Raw genomic sequence first — 18547 nt, forward strand, 5'->3', positions numbered from 1 at the left:
AACCTGATGAGTGTCAGTGCCGGGAATCAATCTCCATACGGCACCCAGATATTCTTGACTTGCACGGCCTGGCGCAAGAAGGGCAAACCTTCACTCGATGCATCGAACCAGTCGAACAGGCGCCCGTGATCGACGAAGGTGCGCTTGAGATTGCCGACCGATTCGCGCTCGGCCATCGCCGACAGCGCCGCGCCATTGAAGCACCACAGCCCGTCCACGTCGTCGTGCTGGGCAAGCGTTTTGGCAAGCGCGCGCACGTCGCCGGTGACGATGTTGAGCGCGCCGCCGGGAACGTCCGACGTGTCCGCGATCTGATAGAAGTCAGTCGCCATGAGCGGGCAGGTCGCGCTCGGCACGGCGACCACCGTATTGCCAAGCGCAAGCGCGGGCGCGATCAGCGAGACGAAGCCGAGCAACGGTGCCTCGTCAGGACACACGACGCCGATCACGCCTAGCGGCTCGTGCATGGCCAAGGCGACGCCGTGCAGCGGCGGCGCGTGCACGGCGCCATCGAACTTGTCCGCCCACGCAGCGTACGTGAACAGACGCGAGATCGACGCATCGACTTCACGTTTCGCATCGCTTTCACTCGAACCCGCGCGCACGACGAGCTGCCGCGCGAATTCGTCCGACCGTGCGCTCAGATTTTCCGCTAGGTAATACAGCACCTGAGCGCGGTTGTGCGCGCTCGCGGCCGCCCACTTCGTCATGCCGCGCGCTGCCGCCACTGCATTGCGGATATCCTTGCGATTGCCTTCGGCCACTTCGCCGACGATGTCGCCCGACGGCGCGCGAACGAGCCGCGAATAACCGCTATCGGGCCTTGCCTGCTTGCCGCCGATGAAGAGCTTCGCCGTGCGGTCGATGGCGCTGACGTTCGGCGTATCGATCATAGAGTCGGATTCCGCAGGCGGCGCTTCCTTCTCGCCCCGCATCGGCAGCTTGGACCATGCGCGCGGCTTCAGATATTCGTGAATGCCCTCGCGCCCGCCTTCGCGTCCGAAGCCGGATTCGCGATAGCCGCCGAAGCCCACGGCTGCATCGAAGAGATTCGTCGCGTTGATCCACACGACACCGCATTGCAGGCGCGGCGCCACGTCCAGCGCGCGGCTGATGTTTTCGCTCCACACGCTCGCGGCGAGGCCGTAACGCGTGTTGTTCGCGAGCGCGACCGCTTCGTCGGGCGTGCGGAAATTCATCGAAACAAGCACGGGACCGAAGATTTCCTCTTGCGCCAGCGTCGAAGCGGGCGCGACGTTGGTCACCAATGTCGGCGCAAAGAATGCCCCGCCTTCCGGCAGCGTGAGACGCGATGGCTGATGAATCTCGCAGCCTTCGCTCTTCCCTTTCGCCACGAGCGCGCGGATACGTTCGAGCTGCACGTCGTCGACAATGGCGCTCATGTCGACGCCCTTGTCGAGCGACGGCCCCACGCGCAGCGTTTCCATGCGGCGCTTGAGCTTGTCGATGAAGCGCGCTTCGATGCCTTCCTGCACGAGCAAGCGCGAACCCGCGCAGCACACTTGGCCTTGATTGAACCAGATTGCATCGACGACGCCTTCGACAGCCGAATCGATATCGGCATCGTCGAAAACGATGAACGGCGACTTGCCGCCCAGTTCCAGCGTGAGCGATTTACCCGAGCCCGCCGTCGTCGCGCGAATCTGACGGCCCACTTCGGTCGAGCCGGTGAACGCAATCTTCGCGACGCGCGGATGTTCGACGAGCGCCGCGCCCGTGCGGCCATCGCCGGTGACGACGTTCAGCACGCCCTTGGGCAAGCCGGCGCGGTGCGCAAGCTCCGCGAAGAGCAAGGCCGTCAGCGACGTGTATTCCGCCGGTTTCAGCACGACGCAATTGCCGAGCGCGAGCGCGGGCGCGATCTTCCATGCAAGCATCAGCAGCGGGAAGTTCCACGGCACGATCTGGCCGATCACACCGAGCGGCGCCCAGTCCGCGAACTCGCGATCCTGCAGTTGCGCCCAGCCTGCATGATGCAGAAAGTGCCTTGAAACAAGGGGAATATCGATGTCGCGCGACTCACGGATCGGCTTGCCGTTGTCGAGCGATTCGAGCACGGCAAAAAGGCGGCTATGCCTCTGCACCATGCGCGACAGTGCATACAGATGCCGCGCACGGCCCGCGCCGCCGATGCCTTGCCATGATTCCAGCGCGTGATGCGCGGCCTGCACGGCGGCATCCACATCGGCGCTTGCACCCTGCGCGATCGACGCGAGCACGCGGCCCGTCGCGGGCTCGCGCGAATCGAAGCGATTGTCGTCCGCCCCGTCACGCCATGCGCCGTCGATGAAATGACCGAAGCGGCCGCCGTGTTGTTCGAGCCATGCGCGCACGGCGCGATCGTCTTCCGGTGCGGGTCCGTATTCCATCGAAGAAAAGTATTCGGCTACGCTCATGAGGCTTCTGTCTGTAGTGGCTCGGTTCAGGCGACCGGATGACGGTTGAAGGCCGAATAGCGCCCGCTCACATGATGTTCGAGTTGACGCTCGATATCGGCAAGCAAACTGGACGCGCCGATGCGAAACAGGTCCGCCTCGAGCCATTCGCGCCCAAGCTCTTCCTTCATGAGAATTTGGTACTGCAGCGCCGTTTTCGCGTTGGACACCCCGCCCGCCGGCTTGAAGCCGATGGCCACGCCCGTGCGCGTCAGATATTCGCGAATCATGCGCACCATCACGAGCGAGACGTCGAGCGTGGCATTGACGCCTTCCTTGCCCGTGGATGTCTTGATGAAATCCGCGCCCGCCATCATGCAGATCATCGACGCCTTGGCGATGTTCGACAGCGTGCGAATGTCGCCGGTACCGAGAATCGCCTTCACGTGCGCGTCGCCGCACGCCGCGCGAAAGTCGCGCATTTCGTTATAGAGGGCTCGCCAGTTGCCGGTCAGCACATGCTCGCGCGTGACCACGATGTCGATTTCTTTGGCGCCGTCGGCAACGGATGCTTCGATTTCGCGCAGCTTGAGCGGATGCGGATTGAGGCCCGCAGGAAAGCCGGTGGAAACAGCCGCAACGGGAATGCCGCTATCGGCCAGCGCCTCCACCGCAGTCTTGACGAAGCGGTGATAGACGCACACCGCGCCGGTCGTGATCGGCTGGTCCGACATGCCGAGCGCGTCGAGCAAGTCTTCCCGCAGTGGGCGGCGCGCTTTCGCGCAGAGGCGTTGAACGCGCGCGGTGGTGTCGTCGCCGCTCAGCGTCGTCAGGTCGATGCAGGTGATCGCCTTGAGCAGCCACGCTGCTTGCGCGTCTTTCTTGACGGAGCGGCGCAAGCCGAAGCTCGCCGCCCGGCGCGCGACGGCGGACTGGTTCACGCGCAGCCCTTCGAGCCAGGCGAGGTCGAACGGAACGCCGGGATTGCGCGCGCTCGTGGCCGCCAAAGCCGTTCCCGGCCACGCGACGATGGACTTCGATGCGGTTTCCAACATGAGATCGTGTCGCTGTCTGCTTGCGCAACGCACAACAGCTTTCTGATAGATTGATCTCAGTTTAACGCATGGTTGTTACGATCGTAACATAGGGAAAGTGCGGAGGCGCGCCGGTCCGGCGTACCGGCGCGCCGTGGTCACGCAGTATGCGCTTCAGCCTCGCGCGCTGGCGAGCTGCGTCCTGCCGGCCTCGCGAGACCGAGATGGCTGCGCAGCGTCGTACCCTCGTAAGCACGGCGGAAAATGCCGCGTCGCTGCAAGATCGGCACGACGCCCTCCGTGAACGCTTCCAGCCCGTCCGGCAGCACGTCCGGCATCAGATTGAAACCGTCGGCCGCGCCATTCTCGAACCAGTGCGCAATGTCGTCGGCCACCTGTTCCGGCGTGCCGACGATCACGCGATGCCCGCCGCCGCCCGCAAGCGCGCGCACCAGCTCGCGCACCGTGTAACCGTGCGTGCGCGCCTGCGCGAGCGTCGCGTTGAAGAATGTGTGATTGCCGTTGCCGTCGTTGGGCAGCGGCAGATCGGCAGGCAGGCGCGCATCGAGCTTCAGCGAATCGACCGGCACGCCGAGTGTTCCCGCGAGCCGGTTGAGGCTGTAGCGCCATGGAATTAGATCGACGAGTTCATCGCGACGGCGCAGTGCCTCGCTTTCCGTCGCGCCGATGATCGTCGTCAGCCCCGCCAGAACCTTGACGGCGTTCGGGCCGCGTCCGTAGCGCGCCGCACGCTCGTTGAGGTCGGCGCGGTAGGCGCGCGATTCGTCGAACGACTGCGATGCCGAAAACACCGCTTCTGCGTGACGCGCGGCCAGATCGCGTCCATCGCCCGATGCGCCTGCCTGCACCAGCACCGGATGCCCCTGCGCTGAACGCGGAAGGTTGAGCGCGCCCTGCACGCCGAAAAAGCGCCCGCGGTGCTGCGCGGGATGCAGCTTGTCCAGATCGACGAAAATTCCGCTCGTCTTGTCCGCCACGAGCGCATCGTCTTCCCAGCTATTCCATAGCGACTTCATCAGCGTCGCAAATTCATCCGCGCGGGCATAGCGTTCCGCGTGCTGCGGAACCGCGTCGAGACCGAAATTGCGCGCGGACGGCAGATCGGCCGTCGTCACGATGTTCCAGCCGGCGCGCCCGCCGCTGATCAGATCGAGCGTCGCAAACCGCCGCGCGATGTTGTACGGCTCGTTATAGCTCGTCGACGCCGTGGCGATCAGGCCGATATGCGTCGTCGCCGCGGCCACGCTCGTCAGCAGCATCGTCGGTTCGAGCGCGGTGATCGGGCGCATGTCGAGCTGATCGGAGATCGCGGCGTTGTCCGCTAAGAAGATCGCGTCGAGGCACGCGCGCTCGGCGGTCTGCGCGAGCCGCACGTAGTGATTCACGTCGATGAACGCGCGCGGATCGGCTTGCGGCACGCGCCACGCCGACGGCACGAAGCCCGAATGCAGCGCGTTGATGTTGAGATGCAACTGGCGCGGAAAAGGTGCGCTCATGACGGGTCACTCCGTTTCGATGATGATGGCCGCGGCGCTCAAAACACCCGCCCTTCGGTCAGATGCGTGGTCACGCCGTTCAGCTCGAAATCGCCGATCACGCGCGATTTGTGCAGTAGCGGGTTGTGGCTGAAGATCGTGCGCAGATTGCGCCAGTGGCGGTCGAAGTTGTGCGCGCGCGAGGTGGCCGACGCCCCGCCCGCTTCGAACATGCGTTCGGCCGCCTGCAACGCGAGCTTGCTGACGACGAGCTGCGTGCGCGCCGTGACGAGCGCGCCTTCGAGCACGAGTGCATCGGCGTTCGGGTCGCCGTCGCGCACCGCACGCGACGAGCGGTCGAGCGCGCGCGCGTTCTCGCGCACGAGCGCGTCGATTGCGTGACTGTGCGACGACAGATCGCCCACGACCTGCTGGATGAACGCGTCTTCCCGCGCGGACGGCGCCGGGCTATGCAAGGCGGGGCGTCCGTGTTTCAGCACATAGCGTTTGGCATCCGCAAGCACGTTGCGCACGATGCCCGCCGCCACCGCCACCAGATGCAACTGCCGCAGCGCGCCGCCGTGACGGCCCGCGAGCGTCGTCAGATTGCGCGGCGCGATTTCGTCCGCCTGCACGCGCAGCGATTCGAACACCAGACTGCCGCTCGCCGTCATGCGCTGGCCCATGCCGTCCCAGTCGTCCAGTACTTGCAGGCCTTCGCGCCGCACCGGAACGATCGCGACGACCGGTTCGCCGCGCTCGTCCTGCACGTTGAGCCGCGCGTAGTCCGCGAATGCCGTGCCCGTCGCGTAGTACTTGCGCCCGCTCAGGCGGAAATGTTCGCCGTCGCGCGTGAGCTGCGTCGTGATCTCGCCCGGACGGGACGTGCCCGCTTCGGTCGACGCTCCGCCGAAAATCGCGCCATCGACGATGCGCTCGATCTGCAATGTGTTGAACGGCGTGCGAGGCGAAAGCAGCAACGCTTCGGTCTGATCGAAGTGAATGCGCAGCGCATGGGCCACATTGCTTTCGTGCGCGGCGAGCGTCGAGATGACATGGAACACGTCTTCGAGCGAGCCGCCGAGACCGCCCCATTCCACCGGCAGACGCAGCTTGCCCAAGCCTGACGCCCGAAAGCGCGCGAACGCTTCGAAGGGCAATTCGCGGCGCAGTTCGCGGGCGGCGGCTTCTTCGCCCATCTCACGGGCGAGCGCAGGCAGCGCATCGAGCGCGTCGTGCAGTGCGTGATCCGGCTCTGTGCGCAGGCGTGCGAGTGTCGACATCGTTCTTCCTTGTTGATGATTCGTGCAGATAGGTCAGGCCGCGTGCGCATGAAAGCGCCCGGCGGGAATCGCATCGAGCAATGCGCGCGTGTAGGCGTGTCGCGGCGCGCGCCAGATATCGCGATGGTCGCCGCTCTCGACGATGCGGCCGCCGTGCATCACGTGCACGCGGTCGGCGATATAGCGCACCACCGAGAGATCGTGCGAGATGAAGAGATACGCGAGGCCCAGATCGCGCTTCAGTTCGACGAGCAGATTCAGAATCTGCGCCTGAATGGACACATCGAGCGCTGACACGGGTTCGTCGCAGATCACGAGCGCAGGTTCGAGCACCAGCGCGCGTGCAATGCCGATACGCTGCCGCTGCCCGCCCGAGAACTCGTGCGGATAACGGTTGAGCGCCGCGGCAGGCAGGCCGACGCGATCGAGCATGGCGGAGGCCCGCGCGCGCCGCGTGCGCACATCTCCGCCGACGCCGTTCACGGCCATCACCGTGTCGAGGATCTCGCCGACGGTGCGGCGCGGATTGAGCGACGCATACGGGTCCTGAAACACCATCTGCACGCGTCGCCGATGCGGGCGCAGCGCCCGTTCGGTAAGCGGCACGAGGTCGGTGCCTTGCAGACGGATGGAGCCGCCGGTCACGGGCGTGAGCCGCAGAATGGCGCGCGAGAGCGTCGACTTGCCACATCCCGATTCGCCGACGAGGCCGACGGTTTCGCCAGGCGCGATATCGAACGACACGCCGTCGACCGCGCGTAGCGTGCCTTTGCCGTGCCGATGCGCATAGTCCACCGTGAGCGCATTGACCGACAAGAGCGGCGCATCGGCGGCAGGCGTCGCCGCGTCGAACGTGCGCGGCGCGAGCGGCGTCACCTTGAAGGACGCGTCGCCGTCTTCTGCTTCGCCGTGACGGATTTCCGGCAACGTCCAGTCGCGATAATGAATGTCGCCCGACAGGTTCAGCGACGCGCCCAGCAGTCCGCGCGTGTACGCATGGGCGGGCGCGCCGAACAACGCCGGCACGCGCGCCTCTTCCACCTTCTGCCCGGCCAGCATGACGGCGACGCGATCCGCGTGTTGCGCGACCACGCCGAGGTCGTGCGTGATGAGCAAGAGCGACATCGACAACTCGCGCTTGAGTTCGTCCAGCAGTTCGAGAATGCGCGCCTGAATCGTCACGTCGAGCGCGGTGGTCGGTTCATCGGCGATCAGAAGACGCGGACGGCACGCCACCGCCATCGCGATCATCACGCGCTGACGCTGGCCGCCCGACAGTTCGTGCGGATAGTCGGACACGCGCCGCTGCGGCTCGGGCACGTGGACGAGATCGAGCAATTCGACCGCACGCCGCAGCGCCGCTGGCTTCGAGAGCGCTTCGTGCTGGCGCAAAGTCTCGGCGATCTGCGCGCCGATGGACAGCACAGGATTGAGCGAGGTCATCGGCTCCTGAAAGATCATCGAAATCTGCGAGCCGCGGATGTCGCGCATTTCGCGCGGCGCGAGCGTCAACAGTTCGCGGCCGGCGAAGCGCACGCTGCCGGTCACGATGCCCGGCGCGGGCACGAGGCGCATCAGCGAAAGCGCCGTGGCCGATTTGCCGCAGCCCGATTCGCCGACGAGCGCCAGCGTCTCGCCCTGCGCGATGTCGAGATCGATGCCGCGCACGGCCTGCTGCGCGCCGAAGCGCACGCGCAAGTCGCGCACTTCCAGAAGATTCGCTTCGCTCATGCGCGCTCCCGCAGACGAGGGTTGAGCGCATCGTTCAGACCGTCGCCGAGCAGATTCAGCGCGAGCACCGCGATCACAATGGCCGCGCCCGGCAGCGCCGTCAGGTACCACGCGGTGCGCAGCGAATCGCGGCCGGCGCCGATCATGCCGCCCCAGCTCACCACGTTCGGATCGCCCATGCCGAGAAACGACAGCGACGACTCGATGAGAATCGCGCTCGCGACCATCACCGACGCCGTGACGATCACCGGCGGCAGCGCGTTCGGCAGAATCTCGCCGAAGATGATGCGCGCATCGGAGAAGCCCTGACTGCGCGCGGCGAGCACGAAGTCGGCCTGACGCAGCGTGCGGAACTCGGCGCGCACGATGCGCGCGACTGTCGGCCAAGACGCGATGCCTATGGCCAGCGCGATGACCGTCACGCTCGGTTTGCCGATCGCGACGATGACGATCACGAGCAGAAACGACGGCACGGTCTGAAAGACTTCGGTGACGCGCACCAGCAAGTCGTCGGTGAGTCCGCCGAAGAAGCCGCCCAGCGCACCGACGAGCGTGCCGATCACAAGGCCGATACCCGCCGCCGACGCACCGATGAGAAGCGACACGCGCGTGCCGTGCGCGATGCCCGCCGCGACGTCGCGCCCGAGCGAGTCGGTGCCGAGCTTGTACAGCGGATCGGCGCCGGGCCACTCGAAAGGCGCTGCCACCATGTCGAGCGGATCGCCGGGGAAAAGATGCGGTGCGGCGAGCGCCAGCGCGACGAGTGCGCCGAGCAACACGATGCCGGCCAGCGCCGACGGATTGCGCAGCAACGCGCGCCACACGCCGCGCGTGGCGCGCGCGGAGGCTGCGTCGGTGCGGCGCGCGCCGAGCACCGCGCCTGCGAGCTGACGCCGCCAGGCGGACCCAGCGGATGCCTGTGCCGCGACGAATTCGGAAGAGTCGGATGCCATGCTTGAGCCGAAGAATGAAGAGGTTTCAGGCGATGCGCGGATCGAGCCACGCTTGCAGCAGATCGATGACGAGATTGGCCAGCATCACCAGCAGCGACGACAGCAGCAGCACGCCGAGCAGCACGCTGAAATCGCGCGCCATGACCGCATCGAGCGCGAGGCGGCCGAGGCCCGGCCAGCTGAACACCGTCTCGGTGACGGCAGCGCCGCCCAGCAGCGTGCCGAAGTGGATGCCCACCATCGTCGTGAGCGGCATCAGCGCATTGCGCAGCACGTGATGCACGCTCACCCGCAACGGATGCAGCCCCTTCGCATGGGCTGTGCGCACGAAATCCTGACGCTGCACTTCGAGCATCGCGGCGCGCGTCAGACGCGCGTAGATCGCCACGAAGAACGTGCCGAGCGTCGCGGCGGGCAGCAGCGCATGTTTCGCGACATCGGCGGCATACGCGAGCCCGTGCAGATTCGCGCCCACCGTCACGTCGCCGCCGCTCGGCAGCCAGCCGAGGCGCACCGAGAACAGGATGATTGCGAGAAGGCCGATCCAGAAGCCCGGCGTCGAGTAAAGCAGCAAGGCGAGCACCGACAGCACGCGGTCAGGCCACTTGCCTGCCCAGTGCGCCATGATCGCGCCGAGCGCGACGCCCGTGACGATCGCGAAAGCGAGCGCGCTGCCCATCAGGATCAGCGTGTTCGGCAGGCGCGAGAGAATCAACTGCATCACGGGCGCGTCGTAACGCGGCGAATAGCCGAGGCTGAAGTGCGCAAGATGCGACAGATACGACCCGAGCTGATGCAGGAGCGGCTGATCGAGGCCGAACTTGGCGCGCAATGCGGCGAGCGTTTCCGCCGTCGCGGAACCGGCTTCGCCCGCGAGGACGTCCGCGGCGTCGCCGGGCATCAGCTTCAGCAGGAAGAAGTTTAGGATCACGATGGCCAACGCGGTCGGCACTGCCTGCCATGCGGTGCGTCGGGCGATCGCGGCGAGGCGCGCACGTCGATTCATGACGATGCCCTCACGCGCTCAGAAAGACGTCGGCGAAATTGCCTTCGAGCCCTTGCGCCGATACCGTGTGATTGCGCACGCGCCGGTTCGCGAGCGTCACCATGCGCGGCGCGACGAGATTGAGGATCGGCAAGTCGCGATAGACGATCTGCTGGAACTGCTGAAACAGCGCGACGCGCTTGCTGTCGTCCGCTTCGACCGACGCCGATTCGAGCAGCCGGTCCACGTCCGGATTGCTGTAATGCGGCGCATTGGAAAACGGCACGCCGGGCCGGATGTTCTTCGACCAATAGAGCCGTTGCACGCCCACGCTCGGATCGAACAGCGTATTGACGCCGATGCTCGTGAAGTCGAACTGGCGGTCCGCGTACACGCGCTTGAGAAACGACGGCAAGTCCTGCGAGCGCACCGTCACGTCGATGCCCACACGCGCGAGCGCCGACTTCACGTAGTCCGCCTGACGCCGGTACATGTCGCCGTAAGGCAGAAAGTCGTGCGTGAGCTGAAAGCGCGGGCCGCCGTTCTTGCGCGGATAGCCCGCCGCGTCGAGCAGCTTCTCTGCCGTAGCGGTATCGAAGGGATACGGCGCGAGCTTAGCGTCGTGATACGGCGATGCGGGCGTGATCGGCGTCGGCGAAATATCCGCGTATCCGTACGCGATGGTCTTCTGCACGATCTGCGGATTGATCGCGTGTGCAATCGCCTGCCGCACGCGCAGGTCCTTCAGAATCGGATGATCGAGATTGAAGTCGATCTCCGACAGCGGTTCCAGAAAGCGGTAGCCGCGCGTCTCCGTGACGAGTTGCGGCAGTTGCGTGAGACGCGGCAGGTCAGTGAGCGGCACCGGGTTCTCGCCGCCCAGATCGAGCGCGCCGGTTTCGAACGCGGCGGAACGCGCGGCGGCATCCGGAATCACTTTCAGAACGAGCGAATCGATGTAGGGCTTGCCCGCGTCCCAGTAATCCGGGTTGCGCTCGTAGACGATGTTCGCGCCGCGCGTCCACGACTTGAAGCGGAACGGCCCCGTGCCGATAGGCGCGTTGTTGTGCGGATTCGACAGCGGATCGCCCGATGCGTACAGATGCTTCGGCACGATGGGCGACTCTCCCGCCGACAGCGCCTTCAGCAAATACGGCGCGGGCTTTGACAGTTCGATGACGGCCGTGCGCGCATCGGGCGTTGCGATCCGCGTGACGTTCGCGAACGTGCTGCGGCCACGCGGATGCACCGACTTCAGCAGCTCGATGGAGAACGCGACATCCGCGGACGTGAACGGCTGGCCGTCGTGCCACTTGACCTTATCGCGCAAGGTGAACGTGTATGTCAGGCCATCGTCGGCGACCTTCCATGCGGTGGCGAGCTGCGGCTTCGGCTTGAGGTCGAAGTCATAGGCGAGCAAGCCTTCGAGCACCTTCGAACTCGCGACGAGCGCGGGGCCGGTCGTCTGAAAGATCGATACAAGCACCGGCGGCTCGGGATTGATCAGCATGTTCAGCGTACCGCCGCGCTTCGGGGCCTGCGTCTGTGCGCTCTGTGCGTTCTGTGCCAACGCAAGCGAGGAGAGGCTCGCGGACGCGAGTGCGGCGCCCGTGGAAATCAGGAAGTGTCGTCGGTCGATGCCTGTCATGCGAATGCCGTTCTCGCGCGTTGCGTTCGTCGGTTGGATGGGATCGCGACGAACCTCAGCCTGCGGTGCGAATGCTGCACCGCCGCGTGATCCGCGCAAGCCGACACCATAGAACGGCAGCCCCCAAACGCAAACCAAGCGTTCGGCATATGCAAAGCAGGGGCCGGGAGATTTGGGAAGATGCGTTGGCGCGGTGCTGCCTCAGAGCTGGAGAGTTGGCAGCGTCGCGCTGGCAGAGGCGCGGGCAGAACGGCATCAACGCTTCGAATTCAGCCTTCGCCACAAGGTCGTCTTGCTGATCCCGAGCGCCTTGCAGACCGCGTCTCTATCTCCATTGAACGCGGCAAGCGTGGCGCGAATCTGATCCGCTTCGAGCGAACGGCTCAACTCGCGAAGCGACAGATCGGCACGCTCATCGACGGGCGTCGCAAAGAGTTCAGGCGCAATCGCGCGCAGATCATCGAGCGTCAACGCGACGGGCCGGTCTTTGTCGAAGGCCACGTCCGCGATCTCGACGGCAATGCGCTCCACGATGTTCTGCAATTCGCGCACGTTGCCGGGCCACGCGTGACGGACGAGCGCCGGCTCAAGCGGCGCAAGCACACGCGCCGCCGCATCCGCGCCGGGCACGCGCTGCGCAAGCGCCTTGTCGCGCGCGGCCACCTGCATCAACAACGCCGTTGCCAACGGAAGAACGTCGGATGCGCGCGCACGCAGCGGCGGCAACGCCAGGCTCAGAATATTGATGCGGTAAAAGAGGTCGGCCCGGAAGGACCCGTTAGCGACACCCTCGGCGAGGCTGCGATGCGTCGCCGCGATCACGCGAATATCGACACGCGTCGGCTCCGTCGATCCGAGACGGATGACCTCTCTCTCCTGAAGCACGCGCAGCAAGCGGCTTTGCAGCGAAGGCGGCATCTCGCCGATCTCGTCCAAGAAGAGCGTACCGCGATGCGCCGCCTCGATCAAACCCGCCTTGCCGCCTTTGCGCGCGCCGGTGAATGCGCCCTCTTCGTAGCCGAACAGTTCGCTTTCGAGCAGCGCCTCGGGGAACGCACCGCAATTCATCGCGACGAACGGAAAATCCTTGCGACGGCTCAGGCGATGCATGCTCTGCGCGACCATCTCCTTGCCGGTGCCGCTTTCGCCGAGGATCAGGACGGTCGCATCCGATTTCGCGTAGCGACGCACGAGCGCCCTTACCCGCTCGATGACTTCCGACTCGCCGACGACATCCTCCAGCCTATAGCGCGCAACGAATTCCTGAGCGCCTCGACGTGATCGCAATGTCCTGTCGAGCCGTTCGACCGCGCGCGATTCCTGGAAAGTAAAGAGCGTGCCGTCAGACGGGCCATCGTTCGCAAGCGGTCCGCGATGAATCGCATAGCTCACGCCGCGTACCGTGCCGAAAACATCGCCGTCGGTAGCGGGCAATACGTCCTTCAACTCGGGTGCGACGTCGAGCAGCGCACGGCCGACCACGCGGGATGCATTCAAAATGCCAAGCGCCGCAGCCAGTCGACGATTGATCGCTTCAATGCGCCCTTCTGCATCGACGGCAACCACGCCATCGCGAAGATGCTGCAGCAGATTGTCGAGGCGATCGCGCCGGGCGGCTTCGCCGCGCATCGCCCGGGCGACGTCGAGCGCCGTCTCGAACGCGGCCACCACCGATGTGCGCGAATACAGGAACACCGAACTCATGCCGGCTTCGGCTGCCAGGTCCGCGACAAGGCCGGGACCGACCACAACGTCGACGCCCCTGTCGCGCAGGTCGAGCACAAGGCTTTCAGCGTCCTGCGCCGAGCGATACGACTCGCAAATCACGTCGATACCGTAGGCGGCGAGGAAGCGGCGTATTTCGGCGGGCGTGTCGCCGTGGGTGACGAGCGCGACGCTTGCGCCCTCGCGCCGCGCCTTCGTCAGCGCGTGCATCACGTCGAAGCCGGTCGGGCTGATGACGACGACCGGCACGGACACGCGCGTCTTCAAGTAGGCGCCGTTCGAGCCGCCTGCCACGACGACATCCGGGCGCCCTTCCCGCGCGGATTCGATGCTGCTCGCGGCGTCTTCGTAGGCAAGCGACACGACCTCCAATTCGGCGCGATCGGCATACGCGCCGGCAAGGTCCATGAACAACGATCTCAGCCGGCTGATGCCGACGGCCCAAATGCGCGGACGCGATCCTGTTTCGGTTTGCATGGTGTTTTGTATGCCCATCGGAGGCATGCAGTATGCATCACGATTTCAGTTTCGAAATTGCGAATTCCAGAGGCGGATTCGAACCGTTCGGGCGACCATGGAAAGCGCTTTAACATCAATGCGTTGCAAATATGCCGCCCATTGGCAAGGTAGTTGCTTTCCATAACGTCATTTTTTCAGCAGGAGAGAGACATGAATTCTGAATACCAGCCCGGACAGACCGCCGGCGCGCGGTTCCACCAGGCTGTCAAGGAAGAATCGCCGCTGCAGGTCGTCGGAGCAATCACCGCGTATGCCGCGAAGATGGCCGAAGCGGTCGGTTTCAAGGCGCTTTATCTGTCGGGCGGCGGCGTGGCTGCGAATTCGCTCGGCATGCCGGATCTGGGCATCAGCACGATGGAAGACGTACTCATCGACGCACGCCGCATCACCGACGCGTCGTCGTTGCCGCTGATGGTCGATATCGACACCGGCTGGGGCGGCGCCTTCAACATCGCGCGAACGATCCGCTCGTTCATCAAGGCAGGCGTGGCCGCCGCGCATATCGAAGACCAGGTCGGGCAGAAGCGTTGCGGGCATCGGCCGGGCAAGGAAGTGGTGCCGACCGGCGAGATGGTGGATCGCGTGAAGGCCGCGGTCGACGCGCGCACCGACGACTCGTTCGTCATCATGGCGCGCACCGACGCGGCCGCCGCCGAGGGCATCGACGCGGCGATCGAGCGCGCGGTTGCGTACGTCGAAGCGGGCGCGGACATGATCTTCCCGGAAGCGATGAAGACGCTGGACGACTATCGCCGGTTCAAGACCGCCGTGCGCGTGCCGATTCTCGCGAACCTGACGGAGTTCGGCTCGACGCCGTTCTTCACCGTGGACGAATTGAAGGAAGCGAACGTCGATATCGCGCTGTACTGCTGCGGCGCGTATCGCGCGATGAATGCGGCTGCGCTCAACTTCTATGAGACGGTTAAGCGCGACGGCACACAAAGGGCCGCCATCGAAACGATGCAAACGCGCGCCGACCTGTATAAGTATCTGGGCTATCACGCCTACGAGGACAAGCTCGATCAGCTTTTTGCGGCGAAGAAATAACTTCTGAAGGAGACGAAATCGATGAGCGAAGCAGACAACAGCACTGCATCCACAGGCGCATTCAAGCCGAAGAAATCCGTCGCGCTGTCGGGCGTGACGGCGGGCAACACCGCGCTGTGCACGGTCGGCAAGACCGGCAACGACCTCCACTATCGCGGGTACGACATTCTGGATGTCGCGACCACGTCCGAGTTCGAAGAGATCGCGTATCTGCTCGTGCATGGCAAGCTGCCGAACGTCGCCGAGTTGAAGGCGTACAAGACGAAGCTCAAGGCGCTGCGCGGCCTTCCCGCGAACCTGAAGGCCGCGCTCGAATGGATCCCCGCGTCCGCGCATCCGATGGACGTCATGCGCACCGGCGTCTCCGTGCTCGGCACGATCCTGCCCGAGAAGGACGACCACAATATCGCGGGCGCGAGAGATATCGCCGACAAGCTTATGGCTTCGCTCGGCTCGATGCTGCTCTACTGGTATCACTATTCGCACAACGGCAAGCGCATCGAAGTGGAAACCGATGATGATTCAATCGGCGGACACTTTCTGCATCTGCTGCACGGCGTGGAGCCGTCGCAGTCGTGGGTGCAGGCGATGCATGTATCGCTCAACCTGTACGCTGAGCACGAATTCAACGCATCGACGTTCACGGGACGCGTGATCGCGGGCACGGGTTCGGACATGTACTCGGCGATCACCGGCGCTATCGGCGCATTGCGCGGTCCGAAGCACGGTGGCGCGAACGAAGTCGCATTCGATATTCAGTCCCGCTACGAGACGCCCGACGAAGCAGAAGCCGACATCAAGCGCCGGGTCGAGAACAAGGAAGTCGTGATCGGCTTCGGGCATCCGGTCTATACGATCTCCGATCCGCGCAACAAGGTCATCAAGGAAGTCGCGAAGTCGCTGTCGAAAGAAGCCGGCAACACAAAGCTCTTCGATATCGCGGAACGGCTCGAAATGGTGATGTGGGACGCGAAGAAGATGTTCCCGAATCTCGACTGGTTCAGCGCGGTGTCGTATCACATGATGGGCGTGCCGACCGCCATGTTCACGCCGCTTTTCGTGATCTCGCGCACGTCGGGATGGAGCGCGCACATCATCGAACAGCGCATCGACAACAAGATCATCCGCCCCAGCGCGAATTACACCGGACCCGAGAATCTGGAGTTCGTGCCGTTGGCGAAGCGCTCATAACGCAGAGCTTCGCGTTCCAGTGCAGGGCGCGTCTTCGCCGCTGACCGTTGAGTCACGATGATCGTCAGCGGCGCCTACAATCTTTCGCCATACCCTTCGAGCGTGGCATCCGCAAGACCATGCAATGACCGAGACACCGCAATGAATAGCGCAAACCGCAAACCCCTCCCCGGCTTCCCGCTCGACTATTTCGACGCGCGCGGAGCCGTTGAAGCCCTCGCGCCCGGCGCTTATGACACGCTTCCCTACACGTCGCGCGTGCTCGCAGAAAACCTCGTTCGCCGTTGCGATCCGGCGATACTCGACGCATCGCTGTTGCAACTCGTCGAGCGCAAGCGTGAACGCGATTTCCCGTGGTTTCCGGCGCGCGTCGTCTGTCACGACATTCTCGGGCAAACCGCGCTTGTCGATCTCGCGGGGCTGCGTGATGCGATAGCGGACCAGGGCGGCGATCCTGCGAAAGTGAATCCTGTCGTGCCCGTGCAGCTCATCGTGGATCATTCGCTCGCGGTCGAATGCGGCGGTTTCGATCCGGATGCGTTCGCGAAGAACCGTGCAATCGAGGACCGGCGCAATGAGGATCGCTTCGATTTCATCAACTGGACCAAGAAGGCATTCAAGAATGTCGAAGTGATTCCGCCGGGCAACGGCATCATGCATCAGATCAATCTGGAGCGGATGTCGCCTGTGATCCATGCGGTCGATGGCGTCGCTTATCCCGATACGCTCGTCGGCACCGACAGTCACACGCCGCACGTCGATGCGCTCGGCGTGATTGCAATCGGCGTGGGCGGGCTCGAAGCCGAGAATGTGATGCTGGGCCGCGCGTCGTGGATGCGTTTGCCCGATATCGTCGGCGTGGAGCTGAGCGGCATGCGGCAGCCGGGCATCACGGCGACCGATATCGTGCTTGCCCTCACAGAATTTCTGCGCAAGGAGAAAGTCGTCGGCGCGTATCTGGAGTTTTATGGCGAAGGCGCATCGAGCCTTACGCTCGGCGACCGCGCGACCATCTCGAACATGGCGCCCGAATACGGCGCGACCGCCGCGATGTTTTATATCGACGAGCGGACCATCGACTATCTGCGCCTGACGGGCCGCAACGAGAAGCAAGTCAGCCTTGTCGAGCAGTACGCAAAAACCGCGGGCCTGTGGGCCGATTCGCTCGTTCGCGCTCGATACGAACGCGTGCTGCGCTTCGATCTCTCGACGGTCGTGCGCAATATGGCGGGTCCGTCGAATCCGCATAAGCGTTTGCCTGTAGCGGAGCTGGCGGCGCGCGGCATCGCACGTGAATGGAACGACACGCCGGGAAAGATGCCGGATGGCGCGGTCATCATCGCGGCAATCACGAGTTGCACGAACACGAGCAATCCGCGCAACGTGATCGCGGCGGCGCTGCTCGCGCGCAATGCGAATGCACAGGGTCTCACGCGCAAGCCGTGGGTGAAGTCGTCGCTCGCGCCGGGATCGAAAGTAGTCGAGCTGTATCTGCAACAAGCGGGCTTGCTGCCTGAGCTCGAACAACTGGGCTTCGGTATCGTCGCGTTCGCCTGCACGACCTGCAACGGTATGTCGGGTGCGCTGGACCCCGCCATTCAACAGGAAATCGTGGATCGCGACCTGTACGCGACCGCCGTGCTCTCCGGCAACCGGAACTTCGATGGCCGCATTCATCCCTACGCGAAGCAGGCGTTTCTCGCGTCGCCGCCGCTCGTCGTCGCGTATGCGATCGCGGGTACGGTCCGCGTCGATATCGAACGCGATGCACTCGGCATCGGCAAGGACGGCCAGCCGGTGTATCTGAAAGACATCTGGCCGAGCGACGAAGAGATCGACGCCATCGTCAAGCAGAGCGTGAAGCCGGAGCAGTTCCGTAAGGTGTACGAACCGATGTTCGCGGTCGACGCGGCCCGCAACGAAAGCATCAGCCCGCTTTATGACTGGCGGGCGCAAAGCACGTATATTCGCCGGCCGCCCTATTGGGAAGGCGCGCTCGCGGGTGAACGCACGCTCAAGGGCATGCGCCCGCTCGCGGTGCTCGGCGACAACATCACGACGGATCATCTTTCGCCATCGAATGCCATTCTCGCGAACAGCGCCGCCGGTGAATATCTCGCGAAAATGGGCTTGCCTGAAGAGGACTTCAATTCATACGCGACGCATCGCGGCGATCATCTGACTGCATTGCGCGCGACGTTTGCGAATCCCACGCTCATCAATGAAATGGCGATCGTGAATGGTGAAGTGAAAAAAGGCTCGCTCGCGCGCATCGAACCGGAAGGCAAGGTGACGCGCATGTGGGAAGCGATCGAAGCGTACATGGAGCGCAAGCAGCCGCTCATCATCATCGCGGGCGCGGATTACGGCCAAGGCTCGTCGCGCGACTGGGCCGCGAAGGGCGTCCGGCTTGCGGGCGTCGAGGCGATCGTCGCGGAAGGCTTCGAGCGGATTCATCGCACCAATCTGATTGGCATGGGCGTGTTGCCGCTCGAATTCAAACCTGGACTCAACCGACAGACTTTCGGAATCGATGGCA

Annotated in this window: 12 protein-coding genes; 3 read left to right on the top strand and 9 right to left on the bottom strand. The window is 64.4% G+C overall.

What is annotated here, in order from left to right; all coding sequences use genetic code 11:
- Positions 1 to 26: 26 nt before the first annotated feature.
- The 9 genes from P9239_RS23295 to prpR all read right to left on the bottom strand — a co-directional run bounded on the left by P9239_RS23295 (position 27) and on the right by prpR (position 13728).
- Positions 27 to 2417: an aldehyde dehydrogenase family protein gene (locus P9239_RS23295; RefSeq protein ID WP_309755470.1), complete on the bottom strand. Its 2391-nt coding sequence runs from the start codon at positions 2415 to 2417 to the stop codon at positions 27 to 29.
- A 26-nt stretch (positions 2418 to 2443) separates the two neighbouring features.
- Positions 2444 to 3451, bottom strand: coding sequence for a deoxyribose-phosphate aldolase (gene deoC, locus P9239_RS23300; protein ID WP_309755472.1), 1008 nt, complete (start codon positions 3449 to 3451; stop codon positions 2444 to 2446).
- A 137-nt stretch (positions 3452 to 3588) separates the two neighbouring features.
- Positions 3589 to 4947 carry an LLM class flavin-dependent oxidoreductase gene (locus P9239_RS23305; RefSeq protein ID WP_309755474.1) on the bottom strand — a complete coding sequence of 453 codons (1359 nt, stop codon included), beginning with the start codon at positions 4945 to 4947 and terminating at the stop codon, positions 3589 to 3591.
- A 38-nt stretch (positions 4948 to 4985) separates the two neighbouring features.
- A complete protein-coding gene (locus P9239_RS23310; RefSeq protein ID WP_309755476.1) occupies positions 4986 to 6209 on the bottom strand; it encodes an acyl-CoA dehydrogenase family protein in 1224 nt (407 codons plus the stop codon).
- 33 nt (positions 6210 to 6242) lie between these two features.
- Positions 6243 to 7940: an ABC transporter ATP-binding protein gene (locus P9239_RS23315; RefSeq protein WP_309755478.1), complete on the bottom strand. Its 1698-nt coding sequence runs from the start codon at positions 7938 to 7940 to the stop codon at positions 6243 to 6245.
- A complete protein-coding gene (locus tag P9239_RS23320) occupies positions 7937 to 8893 on the bottom strand; it encodes an ABC transporter permease (protein WP_309755481.1) in 957 nt (318 codons plus the stop codon). The genes P9239_RS23315 and P9239_RS23320 overlap by 4 nt, the downstream gene beginning before the upstream one ends.
- A 25-nt stretch (positions 8894 to 8918) precedes the next feature.
- Positions 8919 to 9899 carry an ABC transporter permease gene (locus P9239_RS23325; RefSeq protein WP_309755483.1) on the bottom strand — a complete coding sequence of 327 codons (981 nt, stop codon included), beginning with the start codon at positions 9897 to 9899 and terminating at the stop codon, positions 8919 to 8921.
- Between the two features lie 10 nt (positions 9900 to 9909).
- Positions 9910 to 11526 carry an ABC transporter substrate-binding protein gene (locus P9239_RS23330; protein ID WP_309755486.1) on the bottom strand — a complete coding sequence of 539 codons (1617 nt, stop codon included), beginning with the start codon at positions 11524 to 11526 and terminating at the stop codon, positions 9910 to 9912.
- A gap of 255 nt (positions 11527 to 11781) precedes the next feature.
- Positions 11782 to 13728, bottom strand: coding sequence for a propionate catabolism operon regulatory protein PrpR (gene prpR, locus P9239_RS23335; protein ID WP_309755487.1), 1947 nt, complete (start codon positions 13726 to 13728; stop codon positions 11782 to 11784).
- A 192-nt stretch (positions 13729 to 13920) separates the two neighbouring features.
- Here prpR and prpB point away from each other — a divergent pair, with 192 nt between their 5' ends.
- The 3 genes from prpB to acnD form a co-directional block, all read left to right on the top strand.
- Entirely contained in the window at positions 13921 to 14817 is an 897-nt protein-coding gene (gene prpB, locus P9239_RS23340) for a methylisocitrate lyase (RefSeq protein WP_309755489.1), read from the top strand.
- Positions 14818 to 14838: 21 nt separating this feature from the next.
- Positions 14839 to 16008 (top strand): 2-methylcitrate synthase, encoded by a 1170-nt coding sequence (gene prpC / locus P9239_RS23345; protein ID WP_309755490.1) that lies wholly within the window; start codon positions 14839 to 14841, stop codon positions 16006 to 16008.
- A gap of 141 nt (positions 16009 to 16149) precedes the next feature.
- Positions 16150 to 18547 (top strand): Fe/S-dependent 2-methylisocitrate dehydratase AcnD (gene acnD, locus P9239_RS23350; protein WP_309755491.1); only part of this gene is annotated, 2398 nt, incomplete at its 3' end.

Source organism: Caballeronia sp. LZ062 (assembly GCF_031450785.1).
Classification (GTDB): domain Bacteria; phylum Pseudomonadota; class Gammaproteobacteria; order Burkholderiales; family Burkholderiaceae; genus Caballeronia.

What these genes read in the sequence shown, in the direction of transcription:
- P9239_RS23295 (WP_309755470.1), bottom strand. Translation starts at nt 2,417, where the DNA reads ATGAGCGTAGCCGAATACTTTTCTTCGATGGAATACGGACCCGCACCG.
- deoC (WP_309755472.1), bottom strand. Translation starts at nt 3,451, where the DNA reads ATGTTGGAAACCGCATCGAAGTCCATCGTCGCGTGGCCGGGAACGGCT.
- P9239_RS23305 (WP_309755474.1), bottom strand. Translation starts at nt 4,947, where the DNA reads ATGAGCGCACCTTTTCCGCGCCAGTTGCATCTCAACATCAACGCGCTG.
- P9239_RS23310 (WP_309755476.1), bottom strand. Translation starts at nt 6,209, where the DNA reads ATGTCGACACTCGCACGCCTGCGCACAGAGCCGGATCACGCACTGCAC.
- P9239_RS23315 (WP_309755478.1), bottom strand. Translation starts at nt 7,940, where the DNA reads ATGAGCGAAGCGAATCTTCTGGAAGTGCGCGACTTGCGCGTGCGCTTC.
- P9239_RS23320 (WP_309755481.1), bottom strand. Translation starts at nt 8,893, where the DNA reads ATGGCATCCGACTCTTCCGAATTCGTCGCGGCACAGGCATCCGCTGGG.
- P9239_RS23325 (WP_309755483.1), bottom strand. Translation starts at nt 9,899, where the DNA reads ATGAATCGACGTGCGCGCCTCGCCGCGATCGCCCGACGCACCGCATGG.
- P9239_RS23330 (WP_309755486.1), bottom strand. Translation starts at nt 11,526, where the DNA reads ATGACAGGCATCGACCGACGACACTTCCTGATTTCCACGGGCGCCGCA.
- prpR (WP_309755487.1), bottom strand. Translation starts at nt 13,728, where the DNA reads ATGCAAACCGAAACAGGATCGCGTCCGCGCATTTGGGCCGTCGGCATC.
- prpB (WP_309755489.1), top strand. Translation starts at nt 13,921, where the DNA reads ATGAATTCTGAATACCAGCCCGGACAGACCGCCGGCGCGCGGTTCCAC.
- prpC (WP_309755490.1), top strand. Translation starts at nt 14,839, where the DNA reads ATGAGCGAAGCAGACAACAGCACTGCATCCACAGGCGCATTCAAGCCG.